Origin of the sequence: Streptomyces sp. NPDC007896, from assembly GCF_042959425.1 — a bacterium.
In the GTDB taxonomy this organism is placed as follows: domain Bacteria; phylum Actinomycetota; class Actinomycetes; order Streptomycetales; family Streptomycetaceae; genus Streptomyces.
In genome coordinates this window covers 128,501-146,179 of the sequence record NZ_JBIBKX010000007.1, presented here as the reverse complement: position 1 = coordinate 146,179, position 17,679 = coordinate 128,501, and the positions used below count along the sequence as shown (strand labels likewise).

General features: G+C 71.9%; 16 protein-coding genes. 5 read left to right on the top strand and 11 right to left on the bottom strand.

Going from position 1 to position 17,679, the window contains the following annotated elements; all coding sequences use genetic code 11:
* Positions 1–108: 108 nt before the first annotated feature.
* The gene (locus ACFZDJ_RS23395) at positions 109–1,956 is read right to left on the bottom strand and encodes a transketolase (protein ID WP_391061682.1); all 1,848 of its coding nucleotides are present in this window, start codon (positions 1,954–1,956) and stop codon (positions 109–111) included.
* A gap of 17 nt (positions 1,957–1,973) precedes the next feature.
* Positions 1,974–3,317: an FAD-dependent oxidoreductase gene (locus ACFZDJ_RS23390; RefSeq protein ID WP_391061129.1), complete on the bottom strand. Its 1,344-nt coding sequence runs from the start codon at positions 3,315–3,317 to the stop codon at positions 1,974–1,976.
* Positions 3,318–3,498: 181 nt separating this feature from the next.
* On the opposite strand from ACFZDJ_RS23390, the gene ACFZDJ_RS23385 reads away from it, so the two are divergent.
* Complete coding sequence (locus tag ACFZDJ_RS23385; RefSeq protein WP_390929783.1) at positions 3,499–3,855, top strand: VOC family protein; 357 nt, start codon at positions 3,499–3,501, stop codon at positions 3,853–3,855.
* A 123-nt stretch (positions 3,856–3,978) separates the two neighbouring features.
* On the opposite strand, the gene ACFZDJ_RS23380 is transcribed toward ACFZDJ_RS23385, so the two are convergent.
* The 9 genes from ACFZDJ_RS23380 to ACFZDJ_RS23340 form a co-directional block, all read right to left on the bottom strand.
* Positions 3,979–5,952 (bottom strand): DUF5107 domain-containing protein, encoded by a 1,974-nt coding sequence (locus tag ACFZDJ_RS23380; protein ID WP_384910412.1) that lies wholly within the window; start codon positions 5,950–5,952, stop codon positions 3,979–3,981.
* 115 nt (positions 5,953–6,067) lie between these two features.
* Positions 6,068–6,619, bottom strand: a complete 552-nt coding sequence (locus ACFZDJ_RS23375; RefSeq protein WP_390929785.1) for a GNAT family N-acetyltransferase — start codon at positions 6,617–6,619, stop codon at positions 6,068–6,070.
* A 26-nt stretch (positions 6,620–6,645) separates the two neighbouring features.
* Complete coding sequence (locus ACFZDJ_RS23370) at positions 6,646–7,587, bottom strand: LD-carboxypeptidase (RefSeq protein WP_391061127.1); 942 nt, start codon at positions 7,585–7,587, stop codon at positions 6,646–6,648.
* Complete coding sequence (locus ACFZDJ_RS23365; protein WP_390929789.1) at positions 7,584–9,620, bottom strand: prolyl oligopeptidase family serine peptidase; 2,037 nt, start codon at positions 9,618–9,620, stop codon at positions 7,584–7,586. The genes ACFZDJ_RS23370 and ACFZDJ_RS23365 overlap by 4 nt, the downstream gene beginning before the upstream one ends.
* A gap of 10 nt (positions 9,621–9,630) precedes the next feature.
* Positions 9,631–10,947, bottom strand: a complete 1,317-nt coding sequence (locus ACFZDJ_RS23360; RefSeq protein WP_384910720.1) for a M20/M25/M40 family metallo-hydrolase — start codon at positions 10,945–10,947, stop codon at positions 9,631–9,633.
* Between the two features lie 40 nt (positions 10,948–10,987).
* Positions 10,988–11,821 carry a M55 family metallopeptidase gene (locus ACFZDJ_RS23355; RefSeq protein ID WP_384910423.1) on the bottom strand — a complete coding sequence of 278 codons (834 nt, stop codon included), beginning with the start codon at positions 11,819–11,821 and terminating at the stop codon, positions 10,988–10,990.
* Positions 11,822–11,955: 134 nt separating this feature from the next.
* Positions 11,956–12,768 (bottom strand): SAM-dependent methyltransferase, encoded by an 813-nt coding sequence (locus ACFZDJ_RS23350; protein WP_391061124.1) that lies wholly within the window; start codon positions 12,766–12,768, stop codon positions 11,956–11,958.
* A gap of 53 nt (positions 12,769–12,821) precedes the next feature.
* Positions 12,822–13,073 carry a hypothetical protein gene (locus tag ACFZDJ_RS23345; RefSeq protein WP_225900559.1) on the bottom strand — a complete coding sequence of 84 codons (252 nt, stop codon included), beginning with the start codon at positions 13,071–13,073 and terminating at the stop codon, positions 12,822–12,824.
* Between the two features lie 675 nt (positions 13,074–13,748).
* A complete protein-coding gene (locus ACFZDJ_RS23340; protein WP_168513071.1) occupies positions 13,749–14,135 on the bottom strand; it encodes a helix-turn-helix transcriptional regulator in 387 nt (128 codons plus the stop codon).
* Positions 14,136–14,365: 230 nt separating this feature from the next.
* Between ACFZDJ_RS23340 and ACFZDJ_RS23335 the strand changes: the two genes are divergently transcribed.
* The 4 genes from ACFZDJ_RS23335 (at position 14,366) to ACFZDJ_RS23320 (ending at position 17,663) form a co-directional block, all read left to right on the top strand.
* Positions 14,366–14,581: a hypothetical protein gene (locus ACFZDJ_RS23335; RefSeq protein WP_254649600.1), complete on the top strand. Its 216-nt coding sequence runs from the start codon at positions 14,366–14,368 to the stop codon at positions 14,579–14,581.
* 108 nt (positions 14,582–14,689) lie between these two features.
* A complete protein-coding gene (locus ACFZDJ_RS23330; protein WP_054230284.1) occupies positions 14,690–14,908 on the top strand; it encodes a hypothetical protein in 219 nt (72 codons plus the stop codon).
* A gap of 78 nt (positions 14,909–14,986) precedes the next feature.
* Positions 14,987–16,900 (top strand): hypothetical protein, encoded by a 1,914-nt coding sequence (locus ACFZDJ_RS23325; RefSeq protein WP_391061122.1) that lies wholly within the window; start codon positions 14,987–14,989, stop codon positions 16,898–16,900.
* A 130-nt stretch (positions 16,901–17,030) separates the two neighbouring features.
* Entirely contained in the window at positions 17,031–17,663 is a 633-nt protein-coding gene (locus ACFZDJ_RS23320) for a hypothetical protein (protein WP_391061120.1), read from the top strand.
* Positions 17,664–17,679: the final 16 nt, after the last annotated feature.

Sequence of the window (17,679 nt, the reverse complement as noted above, 5' to 3'; positions counted from 1 at the left end):
TTCAGGCCTCGGGCCGCAGGCATCTCCCAGGCATCTCCAGGGCATTTCCAGGTCGTATTCGAATTTTCCAGGTCGCATTCAAATCCGGCATCGGATTCAGGATTCAGGTCAGCGCACGATCGCCGTCTCCACCAGCAGCCGCGCCGCCGCCGCGATCGACTCCGCGTCGATGCCCGCGGCGTGCAGTTGCTGGGCGGGGGTCGCCGAACCCGGCATCGTACGGACGGCGAGGCGGACCAGACGCGGCACCGGGCGGCCGTCGAGGAAGGCGTCGAGGATCGCGTCGCCGATGCCGCCCTCCTCACGGTGGTCCTCGACGGTGACGAGGCAGCCGGTCTGTTCGGCGGCCTCGCGCAGGGTGAGGCGGTCGACGGGCTTGACCGAGTAGAGGTCGATGACCCTGACCTGGATGCCCTCGCGGTCGAGCGACTCGGCGGCGGCCAGCGCCTCGTGGAGGGTGACGCCCGCGGCGACGAGCGTCAGCCGGTCCTCGTCACTGGCGCGCAGTACCTTGCTGCCGCCGACGGGGAACTCCTCGGTGGGGCTGTAGATCACCGGGGTGTCCCCACGTGAGGTGCGCAGATAGCGGATGCCCTCGCAGTCCGCCATCGTGGCGACGAGCTTGGCCGTCTGGTTGGCGTCGCACGGGTAGAGCACGGTCGTGCCGTACAGCGCCCGGAACATCGCCAGATCCTCCAGGGCCATCTGCGAGGGGCCGTCCTGGCCGATCGAGACGCCCGCGTGCGAGCCGACGAGGTTGATGTCGGAGCCGCTGATCGCGGCCATCCGGATGAAGTCGTGGGCCCGGGTGAGGAACGCCGCGAACGTGGTGGCGTACGGCACCCAGTCGCGCGCGGCCATGCCGACGGCGGCCGCCACGAGTTGCTGCTCGGCGATGTAGCACTCGAAGAAGCGGTCGGGGTGTTCCTTGGCGAAGAGCTCGGTGCGGGTGGAGTCGCCCACCTCGCCGTCCAGGGCGACGACGTCACCACGGGCGGTGCCGAGCGCGGCGAGCGCCTGTCCGTAGGCGTCGCGGGTGGCGGCCTTGTCCCCGATGTCGTAGCGGGGCAGTTCGAGGTGGCCGGAGCGTACGGCGTGCAACACCCTTGCCGGGGGAGGCTGTTGGACCTCCACGTGCAGGTTGCGCACTCCGCCGAGCTCGGCGATCGCCTCCTGGGCGTCCGGCAGCGGTTTGCCGTGCAGGCCCTCGCGGTCCTGGACGGACTCGACGCCCTTGCCCTTGAGCGTGCGGGCGATGATCACGGTCGGCTGTCCCGCGGTGGACTCGGCCTCGGCGTACGCGCGGTCGATGGCGTCGACATCGTGTCCGTCGATCTCCAGGGTGTGCCAGCCGAAGGCCTGGAACCTGCGCGCGTATGCGTCGAGGTCGTGGCCGTGCCGGGTCGGGCCGCGCTGGCCCAGCCGGTTGACGTCGATGATCGCGACGAGGTTGTCGAGGTGCTCGTATCCGGCGTGCTCGGCGCCCTCCCAGACGGATCCCTCGGCAAGCTCGCTGTCGCCGCACAGCACCCACACCCGGTAGCCGGTGTGGTCGAGCCGTTTACCGGCCAGTGCGACGCCGACCCCCACGGGCAGCCCCTGGCCGAGCGAGCCGGTGGCGGTCTCGACCCACGGAAGCCGCCGGGGTGTCGGATGCCCTTCGAGCCGGCTGCCGAGCTTGCGGAAGGTGAGCAGTTCGGCCTCACTGATGGCCCCGGCCGCCCTGTACGCGGCGTACAGGAGCGGTGAGGCATGCCCCTTGGAGAGGATGAAACGGTCATTGCCGTGATGCTGGGGGCGCTCGAAGTCGTAGCGCAGGTGCTTGGCCAGCAGGACCGCCATCAGATCGGCCGCCGACATCGAGGACGTGGGATGCCCGGATCCGGCAGCGGCGGCAGCGCGCACGCTGTCGACACGCAACTGCTGTGCGAGTTCCTTGAGTTGACGGGTGTCCATGGCGTTCACGGTGGTGTTCATGACTCTCCTTCCGGACGGCTCGCGAAGTCGCCGGGGGAACCGGCCACGCGTGCCAGTTCCGGCGAGGCGGTGTCCAGCGGCACCGACCACGAGCGGACCAGGCCCAACTGCACGGCCTGGCGCGGCAGTACGGCGTCCAGCAGCCAGTCGGCCGCGACGCGGACGCGGTTGCCGGGCATCGCGGCGAGGTGGTAGCCGCGGGTGACGGCCCCGGCGAGGGGGCCGGACAGCGGGATGCCCAGGGGGTTGGCGGCGGCCTGCGCGCCCCCGAGATCGACGGTGAAGCCCAGGTCGCGATGGCGGTAGGCACGTCGGCTCCCGATGCCGAGCGAGGCGGCGACATTGCGCCCCGCGACCCTCCCGTGCCGCCAGGCGTGCTGCGCCGTCATCGGCGTGTACCGCCCCGGCCGCTCAAGATCCGGTACGGCCGCGGCGTCGCCGCACGCGAACACCTCGGGACGGCCCGGCACCTGGAGATACGGGTCGACGAGCAGCCGCCCCCGTTCCAGTGGCTGCCCGAGCGCCTCGACGAGCGGATCGGGCCGTACGCCGACACACCACGCCGGCGTCCGTGTGTCGACGAACTCCCCGTCGCTGAGGCGAACGCCGCTCGGGGTCGCCTCCTCGACCGAGGTCCCCGTGCGCACGTCGACGCCCCGTCGCCGTAGGACGCGGTCGGCGGCGCGGGAGAGCCGCTCGTCCAGCTCGGGCAGGACACGCGGCGCGACGTCGAGCAGCAGCCGGCGCGGCCGCATGCCCTCCCGCAGTGGTTGCCCGCGTACCAGCGCGTCGGTGAACAGCTGCCCCTGGGCCGCGACCTCGGTTCCCGTGTACCCGGCGCCGACCACCACGAACGTGCACCGCGCGGCACGGGTTTTTGGGTCCTCGGACGCGGCGGCGAGCTCCACCTGCCGGGTCACGTGGTCGCGGAGGTACAGCGCCTCGGGCAGTCCGCGGAAGCCGTGCGCGTACTCGGCGACACCGGGCACGGGCAGCAGCTTGTTCACGCCGCCGACGGCCAGCACGAGACGATCGTACGTCAGCGAGCCCGGCTCGCTCTCGGGATCCGTGCAGTGCACGGTGCGTGCGTCGAGGTCGATGCCGTCGGCCTCGCCGAGCACCAGGCGTACGTGGGGCAGGGTGCCGGGGAGCGAGACGGTGACACGGCGTGGCTCCAGGACTCCGGCGGCGACCTGAGGCAGCAGGGGCAGATACAGAAAGTAGTCGGTCGGGTCGAGAAGGGTGATGTCGGCCTTGTGCCGGGTCAGCCGCGCCGGCGTGCGGGCGGTTCGGTACCCGGCGAAGCCGGCACCGACGATCACGATGCGGGGTCGACTCACGGTTTCGCCTCCGGCGATGTCGCTCGTGCCTCGTACGGGGGCTTTCCGCGTCCCCGCGGTCGGGGCACCCAAACCCCGGGGGCCCCGGTGTTTCCTCCTCACCCCCGGGGCCATTTCGGCCGCCCGGAGGAGACGTCCGAAACGATCTCGTCCTCCGGCGTGCCCAACTAAGCTCGTCCGCATGGAGATTCTGGGAGCCACGTTGCGGATCTGCGTCGACGACCTGGAGGCTTCGGTCCCCTTCTACGAAAGACTTGCCGGTGGGCGGGCCCTGCGGTTCGAGCGCGCCGGTGTGTCGGTGGCGGCGGTGGGCTGTTTCCTGCTCATGAGCGGACCCGAGGCCGATCTGGAGGTCCTGCGGAAGGTCTCCGCGACCATCGCCGTCAAGGACGTCGAGGACGCGCACCGGGTGCTCAGCGAGCTGGGCGCACGGATTCTGGCGGGACCGGTGGGGACGCCGGCCGGGCGCAATCTGATCGCCATGCATCCGGACGGTGTGGTGTACGAGTACGTCGACCGCGGATCCCCGACCCCCTGAACGCCCCCGCCCCGGATCGCTCGACCGCGGCCCGGTGGGGGGCTGATCGCGCGGTTCCCCTCGCCCCTCAGGCGCGCCGGCGCGCATCCTTCAGCCCGTCCGGCGTTTGAGGACGAGGAGAGGCTAGTTGGAGGGCGGGCGCATGCGGAAGTCGTAGTGGGGCGGGAGTGGCTCGTCCGTCAGACGGGCCCACAGGGCGGTAATGGTCTCCGCCCCCTCCCGCAGGTCGGCGACCTCGAACGCCTCGTCGAAGACCGCCCGCGCCCCGTCCCGGTCCCCCTCCGCGAGAAGCAGCTCCACCTCGAGCAGACGGAACCGGCCGCGCGCCCGTGTAACGGGCCGCAGTCGGTCCCAGACCCGCCGCGCCTCCCCGGTACGCCGCACAGCGAGCAGCGCCCCCACCGCCTCCCGCCCGAGCGCGGCCGTGGCCGCGGTCCAGGCCGGACCGTCGTCACGCCGCTCCTGACACAGGTCGTCGAAGGCCTCGGCGTACCGGTCGGCGGCCCGTTCCCGGTTGCCGGCCTCCTGGTCGGCGACGGCCAGACACCGCAGCAACGGCCAGAGCGACGGGGCGAGTTCGAGCGCCCGCTCCCAGCTGCGCACGGCCTGCGCGAGGTCCCCGGCGTGCCACTGCGCGACGCCGAGGTGGTACTCGGTGAGCGGTTTGGCGGGCGCGGTCTCCAGCATGTCCCGCCAGTGCGGAGCGACCAGGCTCTCACCGGGTGGACCGACCCGCCGCGGCTCCGGGAAGGCACCGGTCCGCAGGAGCTCCGCCCAGGGCGCCTGCGCCTCCCCCAGCGTGGACTCCTGGAACGGCGTGCCGGGCAGCTTGTGGGAGGCGCGCAGCACTTCGAGCGCGCCCCAGCCGGACCCGACGGCCAGCACCTCACCGGGCTCGGTGTCGGCGTACGGCAGCCACGCCTCGTACGCCGCGTCGACGTCCCCGCGAGGGAGGACCTCCGACAGCCGGCGTTCCGTCTCCGCCCGCGCGAGCCCCCAGTCCGCCCCGTGCACCGCCCCCGCATCCGCCGCCAGCGGCCCGTACGCCTCCAGCCAGGACACCTCGCTCTCGGCCTCCAGCCGGACATGCTCCAGCTGGGTGCGGGCGAGTCCGGCCTGGATCTCGCAGTAGCCGCCGGTGCCGGGTTCGGTGAGCCATTCCTGCCACCGCCGTCCGCCAGGACCGGAGCCCCAGACGAACAGCTTGCGCCCGCGCAGCACGTCGGTGGACGTCTGCACGAGCCCGTCGCCCGTGTCGTCGAGCGCGGCGATCCAGCGGCGCTGCCCGTCGGGCACCTCGTAGAAGTAGTCGGCGGGGAAGACGCTGCGCGGCGGATACGTACGGTCCACCCCCTCGTGCTCCGGTACCGGCACCCGCCGCAGCCGCCGCTCGTACCCGAAGTGCCAGGCCTCGTCCGCGGGGGCCAGCACCCGGCGTTCCTCGGGGACGGCGATGTTGGACCACCAGTACAGGGGCGTGGGCTTCTCGTGCGGATTACGGACGCGGACGCCGACGTGGAGGAAGTCGGAGCCGTCCGGGAGCCACAGGTCGACCTGGAACGGCAGGTCGCGCAGCCGCTCCCACTCCCACAGGCGGAGCATCTCGCCGCCGTCGGGGGCGGGGACACGAGCGGCGTGCACGGGGGCGCAGGAGAGGGTGGTGTGGCCGGTCGCGCCGATGTTCCACTCGATGCCGCCGGAGACCCAGGCTCCGTTGAGGGCGAAGCAGGCCGGCTGCACCACCGGGTTGCGGTAGAGGAGTTCGCGCTGCGAGGGCTTGTGGAACAGCGAGGCCACCCGGCCGCCGTGGCCCGGCAGCACCACCGCCCGCAGCCGGTCGTTCTCGATCACGATCGTGTCGATCCCGCGCGGCTCGCGCCGTCTGTCGTATCCGTCCCGGATGCGCTCGGGCAGAACGCTGCGCAGCGGCTCGTAGCGGATCTGCCGGGCCATGTCGCGCGGCAGGTCGGCGCTCTCGCGGTCGTCGACGCGGTGTGTCTCGTCGAGCGGCCGCAGGGGTGGCAGCGGGTTGTCCGGGCCCAACTCCGCGACCGGCAGGGTCAGTACGTCACGTCGGATCGTCGTCACGATGACCATGGAACAGGGACATCGACCACCTGACCAGGGTGTCCGCTCGTCAGGATCCGGTCAGGATTCCGCAAAGGCGACGACGACGTCGGTGCTCGAAGGGAGGTTCGGCTCGACGGGAGGTTCAGCTCGAAGGGAGCATCTCCGAGGTGATCGCCCATCGCTCGTGGTCGCGCCACGCCCCGTCGATGTAGATGAAGTCCGGCGAGAACCCCTCCAGCCGGAATCCGCAGCGCCGGGCGAGGGCGATCGAGGCCGCGTTCCGGGGCTGGACGTTGATCTCCAGCCGGTGCAGCCCCATCGCCCCGAAGGCGTACCGGACCACGAGCCCGAGCCCCTCGGCCATCAGCCCGCGCCCGGTGGCGTGTGCGAAGGCGCCGTAGCCCAGCGCCCCGCACAGGAAGCCGCCCTCGACGATGTTGTTGATGTTGATGAAGCCGGCGATGGCCCCGTTGCCCCGCTCGCAGACCAGGAACCCGGCCTTCGTACGGTCCTCGATGAGCCGCCCCGCGTAGGCGGCGTAGGCGTCGACGCTGCGGGGCGGGAAGAGCCAGGGCTGGTGCAGCGCCTTGCTCTCCCGGGCCCGTGCGGTGAACTCGGCACCGTCCTCGTGGGTGAAGTGCCGGATGCCCACGCGGGGCCCCTCGGCAAGATAGGCGGAGGCGTTCTCAGGCATCCCGACACAGTACGCGACGGCGGCCTTCATGACAGGTTCTGGGCCAGCGCCGGCTCCTCCAGGGTCAGGGTCCCCGCGTCCGCGTCGAGTGCGGCCCGGACCCCGAACGGAATCGTCAACGCACCCTCGCCGTGCCCGAATCCGAACTCCTCGACGACCGGCACCCCGAGCCCGCCGAGCCGGTCGGTGAGCAGCGTCCGCACGCGCTCGTACGGCGAGCAGCGCGCCCAGGAGCCGAGCAGCACCCCGGCGACCCCGTCCAGCCAGCCGGCCCGCAGGAGCTGGGTGAGCGCCCGGTCCAAACGGTACGTCTCCTCGCCCACGTCCTCCAGGCAGAGCAGCCCGCCGCGCGCGGAGGTCCGGGCGTGCGGGGTGCCCAGGTCGGCGGCGAGCATGCTCAGGCACCCGCCGAGGAGGACACCCGAGGCGCGGCCGGGCACGAGCGGTGCCGCTCCCCCGCCGGACTCGAACACCCGTACCGTCTCCGGTTCGAAGAGCGTCGCCCGAAGGTGCTCCTGTGCCCGGGTGTTCTTGATGAAGTCGACGGCCGCGACCATCGGCCCGTGCAGGGTCACCAGCCCCGCGCGGTTCGCGAACGCCTCGTGCAGTGCCGTGATGTCGCTGAAGCCGAGGAACACCTTGGGGCCTGCGGCCCGTATCGCGTCCCAGTCGAGGAGGTCGACCATGCGCTGGACGCCGTAGCCGCCGCGGGCGCAGAGCACCGCGGCCACGTCCGGGTCGCACCAGGCGGCCTGGAAATCGGCGGCCCGGTCGGCGTCGGTGCCCGCGAGGTAGCTGAACTCGGGATGCCGGTCCAGGACATGTGGTGCCACGACGGGGTCGAGGTCCCAGCCGCGCAGGATGTCGAGGCCCGCGGCCAGCCGCTCCTCGACCACGGGCCCGCTGGGCGCGACGACGGCGACGCGGGCCCCGGGGGCGAGACGGGCTGGACGGGTCAGGGCTTTCACTGGGTGGACTCCACGATCGGTGGGACGGATCCCGTCGGCGCTGTGACGGGCTCTTCTCGGGCGGTGAGGTGCAGGGTGGGGATGCCGGGCGGACGCAGGCCGAAGACCTGGGCGTACAGGGAGAGTTCGGACTCCAGGGCCCGCACCATGGTGTCGGCCCGCCGGAACCCGTGCCCTTCGCCCTCGAAGGTGAGGTAGGCGTGCGGTACGCGGCGCCCGGTCGACCGGGCCAGCCTGGCGAGGAACCGTTCGCACTGCGCGGGCGGACAGATGACGTCGTCGAGGCCCTGGAGGATCAGGAAGGGCGCGGTGATGCGGTCGGCGCGCTCGCTGGGCGAGCGTTCCACGTACCGGCCCGGCACCTCGGCGATCGGCCCGATCAGCGTCTCCAGATACCGCGACTCGAAGTCGTGGGTCTCCCCCGAGCCCCATGCGCCGAGGTCGAGGACCGGATAGAGGATCGTGCCGCAGGCGTAGACGTCGGTGCCGGTCAGGGAGGCGGCGGCGGTCCAGCCGCCCGCACTGCCGCCGCGGATGGCGAGCCGGTGCCCGTCGGCGGTGCCCTCCTCGGCGAGGGCGAGCGCGACGGCCGCGCAGTCCTCGACGTCGACGACGCCCCACTGCTCACGCAGCCGGTTGCGGTACTCCCGCCCGTGCCCCGCCGATCCGCCGTAGTTGACCTCGGCGACACCGATGCCGCGCGAGGTGAAGTAGGCGATCTCCAGGTCGAGGACGAGGGGCGCGCGGCCGGTGGGTCCGCCGTGCGCCCACACGACGTAGGGCGGCAGTTCGTCGCCGGGTGCCACGTGGTCGGGGTGGTGCGGCGGGTAGATGTGGGCGTGGACCTCGCGCCCGGCGGGGCCGGTGAAGGTGCGGATCTGCGGCTCCGGGTAGTGCGCGGGGTCCACCGGGTCGGCGTGGCCGGCGCCGATCACCCTGGCGCGGCCGGTGCGGGCGTCCAGTTCGACGACCTCGTACGCGCTGCGGGGGCTGGCGGCGACGCCCACGATCCGGCTGCCGTGGACCGCGAGTGTCGGGGTGAACTCGGTCCAGGGGCCGGCCGCGTCGACGACCTCGCCGGTCTCCGGGTCGAGTATCCCGAGCGCGGTGGCGCCCCGGCCGTGCACGACGGCGACGAGCCCGCTCTCCAGCGGCGCGAACCAGCGGTATCCGATCTTCCACAGCGGCCCGCCGAACTCCTCCTCCCGGGGGCAGACGGGCGTGTCCTCCCCGAGCCGGTACAGGTTCCACCAGCCGGTGCGGTCACTGGCGTACAGGAGCGTGCCGTCGGGGGTCCAGTCCGCCTGGGCGATCGACTCCTCCGGTCCGCCCGCGACGGGCCGCGCGCCGCGCAGGGTGCCGTGCTCGGTGACGTCGGCGAGGATCAGTTCGGTGCCGTCCCAGGGCATGCGCGGGTGGTCCCAGGCGAGCCAGGCCGCCTGCCCGCCGTCGGGCGAGAGCCGGGGTCCTGTGACGAACCGGTGGCTGCCGTCGGTGAGTTCGCGCACCGCGTCGCGGTCCTGCGCCGCCGACCCGTCGAGCGGCACCGCGGCCACGACCCGACGTACGTCGGTGGGTCCGTCCCCGGTGAACTCCTCCAGCACGCACCACACTTCGCCCAGCTCGGGGCGCAACCGCGGGTCGACCCAGCGCAGTCCGCCGCCCACCGGGGACACGGGGGTCAGCGGGCGGGGCCGCGCGTCCGGGGCGTCGGGCTCGTACGCGTAGAGTCGCTGGTCGGCGAAGTTCACGAACACGACGAACGGTCCCTCGGGGCGCATCTCGCCGGCCCAGGGCTGTCCGCCGTACTCGATGACCCGGCTGCGCACGTTCCAGGGGGCCGGCAGCACGGGCTCCTGCGTGCCGTCGGCCTGTCGGCGTACGAGCGTGCGCCGTCCGCCCTCCGTGGGCCGGGGTTCGGTCCACCACACCTCGTCGCCGACGAAGCCGACGAACTCGGGATGCCCGTCATGCGCGGCGGCGAGCGCCGCGTCGATGGGCGAGGGCCACGATCCGTACGCCAGGTTCTGCATCCTGTCCTCTCTAGGCCGTGCGCAGGAAGCGGTCGAGGACGCGGACGCCGAAGCGCAGCGCCTCGACGGGAACGCGTTCGTCGACTCCGTGGAAGAGGGCCTGGTAGTCGAAGCCCTCGGGGAGCTTGAGCGGGGCGAAGCCGTAGCCGGTGATGCCGAGGCGCGAGAACTGCTTGGCGTCCGTACCGCCCGACATGCAGTACGGCACCACGTGCCCCTCCGGCGCGAACTCCTCGACGGCGGCACGCATCTTGGCGTACGTCGGCGAGTCCACCGGCGACTGGAGGGCCACCTCGCGGTGGTGGAACTCCCACTCCACGTCCGGCCCGGTGAGTCGGTCGAGGGTGGTGCGGAACTCCTCCTCGCCGCCCGGCAGATAGCGGCCGTCCACGTGGGCGACGGCCTCGCCCGGAATCACGTTGATCTTGTAACCGGCGCTGAGCATGGTCGGGTTGGCGCTGGCACGGACGGTCGCCTCGACGAGCGCGGCAGCGGGGCCGAGCTTGTCGAGGAGCCCGTCGACGTCGTCCAGGTCGGCGTCGACGCCGTACAGCGTGGCGAGTTCGGTGAGGGCGGCGCGAACGGTGGGGGTGAGCCTGAGGGGCCACTCGTACGCGCCGATCCGGGCGATCGCCTCGGCCAGCCGGGTCACCGCGTTCGCCCGGTTCACCTTGGAGCCGTGGCCCGCCCGCCCGTGCGCGGTGAGCCTGAGCCAGCCGGTGCCGCGCTCCCCCGCCGCGATCGGATAGAGCTCCCGGCCCGCGCCGTCGTGGAAGGTGAACGCCCCGGACTCGCTGATGCCCTCGGTACAGCCCTCGAACAGCCCCGGATGCCGGTCGGCGAGGAACCCGGAGCCGTCCTCCGCGCTCGCCTCCTCGTCGGCCGTGAACGCGATCACCAGGTCGCGCCGGGGCCTGACGCCGAGGCGCGCCCACAGGCGTACGACCGCAAGGATCATCGCGTCCATGTTCTTCATGTCTACCGCACCGCGCCCCCACACAACCCCGTCGCGGATCTCACCGGAGAACGGATGCACGCTCCAGTCGTCGGCCTGGGCGGGCACCACGTCGAGGTGACCGTGGACGAGCAGCGCGTCGGCGGACGGGTCGGTGCCTTCGAGACGGGCTACGACGTTCGTACGGCCCTTGGTGCGCTCCAGCAGTGTGGGTTCGAGGCCCGCTTCCGCGAGGCGCGCGGCGGCGTACTCGGCGGCGGGGCGCTCCTGGCAGTCGCCGCCTCCCCGGTTGGTGGTGTCGAAGCGGATGAGGTCGGAGGTGAACCGTACGACCTCGTCCAACGCCCGCTCGTCCACGGCCCGTTCACTCATGTCCCGTTCTTCCGCGGGCCGCTCGTTCATGGTCTTCTGGTCAGCCATACTGCTCCTCCACCGCGGCCGAGACGATCGTGGTGACCGCCTTGAAGGTGCGAATCCCCTCGTACATGGTGTCGCTGGTGTACGCCACCTTGCGCTCCCCGACGCGCCGCACACCGGGCACGACGGTGGCCGCCATCGACAGGTGTTCGGCGTCGAATTCGAGCGCCACCGTGAACGGGCCGCCCACCAGCGGTTCTTGACGCACCGCCAGGGCTGCCGCCGCCTTGGCCGCGGCCCGGATGTCGGCGGCGGTCCTGGCCGGTGTGCGACAGACAGCCGTGTACCGCGACACATGGTCCTTGACGGCGACCTTGAGTGCCTCCGGCGCGTAGCCGAGCGCGTCCTCGCAGGTCAGGTCGTCGCCGGTGACGAGCACGACGGGCACCCCGTACTCGGCGACGACATGGGAGTTGAGCAGTCCCTCGCTGGCCCGTACGTCGTTCACCCACACGCCGGTGATCGAGTTGGGGAGGTAGGTGTGGGCGAGGACGCCCTCCGTGCCGGCGCCCGTGTGGTAGCCGACGAACGCGATCCCGTCGACGTCTCCGTGCTGGACGCCCTCCACCATGGACAGCGTCTTGTGGCGTCCGGTGATCATCTCGGCCCGGTCGTCGAGCTGCTCCAGCAACAGATTGCGCATGGACCAGTGGGCCTCGTTGATCAGCACCTCGTCGGCGCCGCCGTCGAAGAAGCCGAGGACGGCGGCGTTGACGTCCGAGGTGAACCTCGGCCGGCAGCGCTCCCACTGCGGTGTCCCCGGCAACACGTCGGCGGGCCAGGTCACCCCGGTGGCGCCCTCCATGTCGGCGCTGATGAGGATCTTCACGACACACCCTTCCGGCACAGGTCAGCGGCTGTCTCCATGTCGTGTCACGTTACGTGGCGCCGCACGGCCGGGCCAGGAGGCCGTCCGCGGACGTCACCACGCCGACCGGGACCGACCGGTCCCGGCCGGTCCCGTCAGGGTTTCACGGCGACCGCGCCGTACTGCGGGAGGACCGCGCCGTCGCCGGGCCGGGCGCGCCACTGGGCGCAGGAGACGAGACCCGGGTCGAGGAGGTCCAGGCCGTCGAAGAAGGTGGTGATCTCGGCGCGGTCACGGGCGGTGATCGGCGGGGTCGCGTTCTCGTTCCAGAAACTCATGGCCGCGACGTTGCCCTCGCCGCCGAGGTCGGCGTCGGTGGTGGGGTGGGTCAGGGCGAGACAGCTGCCGGAGGGGAGCGCGGCCATGAGCCGGCGCACGATGTCGCGTGCCTCGTCGCCGTCGAGGACGAAGTTGAGGATGCCCAGCATCATGACGGCGACGGGCCGGTCTAGGTCGAGGGTTCCCGCGGCGCCCCGGATGATGGCGTCGGGGGCATGGACGTCGGCGTCGAGGTAGTCGGTGGCGCCCTCGGGCGTGCCGGTCAGCAGCGCGCGGGCGTGGGCGAGCACCACGGGGTCGTTGTCGACGTACACGATCCGCGACTCGGGGGCGATCCGCTGGGCGATGTCGTGGGTGTTGTCCAGGGTCGGCAGTCCGGTGCCGACGTCCAGGAACTGCCGTATCCCGCGCTCCCCGGTCAGGAAGCGGACCGCGCGGCCCAGGAAGTCGCGGTCGGCCCGGGCCACGGCGCGGATCACCGGGAACATCGTGGCGACCTGCTCGCCGACCGCCTGGTCGACGGGGTAGTTGTCCCGGCCTCCGATCCAGTAGTTCCAGACCCGGGCGTTGTGCGCCACGCCCGTGTTCAGGTTCCGCGGCTCTCCCGACGGGTTTCTGCTCTCCCCCACGGCTTCCCCTCCCGGCACTCCGGCAACGGCTCAGAGGGCAAGCATCGCCCGGATCAGTCCTCGTAAACGGTCAGTACGACACCGTCGAGTTCGATGCGGCGCGGGGTGCCGCCCTCGCCTCGGACCAGGGCGTCCAGGCAGCGCCGGAAGAGTTTGAGCTCCTCCTCGTCGAGGACGGCCGCGGCGAGGTCGAGGAGTTCGGTGAGTGCGCCCTCGGTCAGTATGTCGGGCAGCTCACCTGAGAGGAGGACGACGGACTCTCCCGTACTGCCCCGCACCACTGCGGTGGTGGGTCCTCCGTGCACGAACAGCACATGTCCCCCTGGGTGACACAGGGGTCGTGCGGCTCACGTGCCCCGAGCAGAATGAGAGACTAGCTGCGGATCTTGGGGGTTTCGGCCGTTCTGGATTCTTTTACCGGGAACCCCGGGAAGCGGAACCGGAGCACTCGGACGGGCGTCTTCGCCGTACGGCCCTTGACCGGGCCAAAGCCTCGGGGGCGCCTGCGACGGAGCGACCGTACGGACCGAACCGATGTCAACGTCCCCTTGACGAGGGGCTCCGGCATCCGACGCAGATCCCCGCGACACCACCGCCGCCCAAGTCCATCCGCCCCTACGACGCCACACCGCCCCCGTCACCCCAATGCGAGCCACCCTCGTAGACGCGGACGCACACCGCCGAACATCGGCCCACCCCCGCGTGCATGGGCGTCGCCACCCTCCGCTCCGCCGGGCCACACGACTCCCACGACGCGCGGAGCGACCTGACGGTGACGGCTGACGACTACTGACCGCCGTCGGGCAGCTCCCCGCCATCGGCGGCTGCCCCCGTAGCCGCGGCGCCCGGCAACACACCACCCGCCGCGCACCCCGCCGAGACCGGCTCCTGCCGGCCGGTGCCCGGCACCTGCCGGACGGCGAACATCCCGTCGCTCCCGCGGACGCCGGCGCACGCCCGATGCCGCACCCCGGCAGAAGCTAGCCGCGTCGCGCGTCGCGGCCCAGCAAGGATTCGACCAGGGCGGCGACATGGCGGCGATCGTCTGCCGAGAGTTGCTGGACGCTGGCGATGAGCAGGTCGACCTCGGGGTCGGCGGGCGCGCCTTCGGCGGGCGGGGCGTCGGCCGCGTAGACATGGATGCCGCACGCCTCCGCGGCGGCCCGCCGCACGGTGTCCAACGACAGTCCAAGCCCCTTGGACAGCCCCTCCAGCGTGCTGGGCTGGGGCATGCGCACCACCCGCTCGGCCGTGGCCAAGTGGTGGACGGTGGAGCGCGGAATGCCGCCCCGACGTGCCACCTCGCCGTAGGACCAGCCTTCGCGGTCGAGGCGATCTCTGATGATCTGCTGCAGTGCGTTGGCCACCGATGGTCACTTCCTGCTCGCCGCCGGGCGGAACTCTTCCAAGCGGGATCGATTCTACGGGGGGCTTCGCTCCGGCCCCAGAAGTCTTTCCCCGAACCGCTTGCGCGGCGAGCTCCGGGGCTACTACTGTCCAATCTCGTTGGACAGCACGTCCGACCAGATTGGACAGAGTTTGGGGGGAACCAGCCTCTGTCCGATCGGAAATGCCCATCCCTGAGGGGGAATTGATCATGATGGACAACCGTGAACTCGACACCGAGACCGCCGAGCTGCTGCCGGGTCGCGAGGCCCTCGGTCGCCTGAAGTTCAGCTTCGGCAAGACCGTCAACGTGACCAAGCACGTCGCCAACATCGACGCCTCCAACCAGTCGGCCGCCCTGAACGACCACTCCAGCTGGTCGGACGCGTCGTCGGGCGCCTCGCAGGCCATCAACGTCCACCAGTAATCGGCACCGGAGGCTCGCCCGCCTCCGCGTCAACGGATGCTCGCCCGCATCCGCCGCAGTGCCATCACCACACCCGCATCAACGAACCACGTCCCGAAAGGACATCCCATGAGCATGGACATGAACGAGCTGCAGTCCGAGTCCGCCGAGCTGCTCCCCGGCCGCGAGGCCCTCGGCCGCCTGAAGTTCAGCTTCGGCCGCACCACCAACGTGACCAAGCACGTCGCCAACATCAGCGCCCACAACGAGTCGGCCGCCCTGAACGACCACTCCAGCTGGTCGGTGGCCGAGTCCAGCGCCAACCAGGCGATCAACGTCACGCAGTAACACCCGCCGCGCGCAACGGCAGTTCGGCGGACCGCGCCCGGGGGCGGGCGCGGTCCGCCCTTGGGGGGAAGGACCAAAATGACGGCACTGGGGGACGGGCCCGCGTTGCTGTACGACACCGGGTCGCCGGTGCCGGGGCCGGGGGGAATTCCGGTCACCTACGAGCAGTTCGCCACGGGAAGCCTGCCGGTAGTCGGCGCCGGCGTCGAGGCGCTGCCGGTGCCTCGGCTGAGCTCCGGGCTCAAACTGCACGGGGAGTACCAGGGTTCGGGCTTCACCGAGCCGAAGTACATCGCGCGCCGTGGAGACGGCCAGGTCGTGCAGCTGTCACGGCTGCTGTACCTGGTCGCCTCCGCGATCGACGGCGTGAACGACATCGAGACCATCTCGCACCGGGTCAGCGCCCGCTACGGCCGCGAGCTCAGCGCCGACAACGTGCGTTTCCTGGTCGAGGAGAAACTCGACCCGCTCGGCGTCACCGTGCCGGAGGGCATGGAGGAGGACGAGGTCTCCGCACCGCGCTCCGACCTGCTCCTCGCCCTCAAGGGGCACCGGATCATCTTCAACGAGCGCAGGGCGGGCCGGATCGCCCGCTCGCTGGCCTGGCTGCACCGCCCCACGGTGGTCGTGCTGATGCTCGCCGCGGCCGTGGCCATGGACGTCTGGCTGTTCGGCTTCTTCGGCGCGGTGGAACCCGTGCTCCAGGTCCTCGACCAGCCGGTCCTGATGCTCGTCGTGTTCGCGCTCACCGTGGCCTCGCTGGTCTTCCACGAGTTCGGCCACGCCTCGGCGTGCAGATACGGGGGCGCACGGCCGGGCTGCATCGGCTGCGGGCTCTTCCTCATCTGGCCGTCCATGTACACCGACGTGACGGACATCTACCGGATCGGCCGGGCCGGACGGCTCCGGACCGACCTGGGCGGGGTGTACTTCAACGTCGTCTTCATGCTCGGGATGGCGGGCGCGTACTTCGCCACCGGGCAGCAGTTCTTCCTGGCCACGGTCTATCTCGGGCACTTCGAGATCCTGGAGCAGCTGATGCCGGCCGTCCGGCTGGACGGCTACTACATCCTGGGCGACCTGGCCGGCGTCCCGGACCTCTACGGCAAGATCAAACCGATTCTGCTCAGCACGGTGCCGGGCCGGCGCGGCAAGGCGGCGCGCGCCGAGGTCGTCGGGCTCAAGAAGTCGTCGCGGACCATCATCACCACCTGGGTCCTCACCATGGTGCCGCTGCTGATCGGCGAGCTCGGGTACGCGCTGTGGAACCTGCCGCGGATCGTCGCGACGATGGTCCGCTCGCTCACCGACCAGGTCGTGGGAACCGGGGACGCCTTCGCGGGCGGTCAGATCGCCGCGGCCCTGATGGGCGTGATCGGCTGCTTCATGCTGCTGTGCCCGATGGCCGGCGTGGTCTATCTGTCGCTCAAAATGGGCGGCCGGGTCTTCCGCGCCGCGAAGCGGTCGACGGCGGACAAGCCCGGGCTGCGGGTGACACTGTGCGCACTGGCACTGCTGGGCCTCGGCTCACTGAGCTACGCGTGGGTGTCCGGTGTGACACCCGAGCCGCTGCCGAAGCGTCCACCGATCGCGCCGATCCTCCAGCCCGGCGTGTCCACGGCCGAACCGCCCGCCCGGCCCGCGACCGCGCCCCGGCCGCACACGTCCCCGTCCGACACCTCGGCGGCCCTGCCGTCCGGCGCCGCGTCCTCCGGCTCCACGGCCGCCACCGCGCCGAGCGCGTCGGCCTCGCCCAGCGCGGACGCCAGCGCGTCCACGTCTCCCGGCGCCTCCCCGTCCAACAAGCCGACCACACCGGCCGGCGGTCCGGGCACGACGGGTTCCGTCTCGGCCGGTCCGCCCGCGGGTCCGTCCGAGCCGCCCGGCCCGTCGCCGTCCGTCTCGTCGTCCGCACCGGCGCCCTCGGCGGATCCGCCGACGCCGACCGATTCCGTCAGCGCGACCGGCGCACCGAGCCCGGCCACCCCGTGACCGCCCTCGGCGATCACCGCCCGGTGGCCGTCGTCCCGCCGAACCACGACCGCAGGAGACCCATGTGAGTACCCATCCGAACACGCACCGGAAGCCTCGCCCAGCCGGCCGGAGCCTCCCCCAACGAGCCATGCGCATAGGCCTGTTCGCGGCCGGCGCGGCCGGTATCGCCGCCGCGGTCCCGGCCCAGGCCGCCACCGCGGCGGCGGGCACGGTCGCCCGCCACGCCGTCGCGGAGGACCACACCTTCAGTCACGCCGACCGGGCGCATCCGACCCAGGTCAAGGACTCCTTCACCGTGCGGCAGCTCGGCACGGCGAAGGCGGTGGGTGTACGCAACCAGGCAGGCGCGGTCTCCGTCGGCTGCTCGGTCGACGCGCACTGCCGGTCGGTCGCACTGTCCTTCCAGATCGTCACGCTGGCGGGCCAGAACACCCACCTGAACGCGGTGAACCTCAGCGACGCGGTCAACGAGCACTGCGACGGCTGCCAAACCCTCGCCGGCGCCTACCAGTTCGTGGTGTCCACCGCCCGCCCGTTCACCCTGGACGCCGCCGCGCAGCACAAGCTCACCGACATCCACCGCAGGCTGGACGACCTGGCCCGGTCCACCATCCCGGCCGCCGACCTCAAGACGAAGGCCGACGCGCTGGCCGCGGAGGTCACCGCCGTCCTGCACGACGCGGTGGCAGGCGCACCGAAGGCCCCGGACGCGCCCGCCGTCGCGGTCCACCGTCACCTGGACGGCTGGCCCGGCCACTGACCCAACGGCCACCATG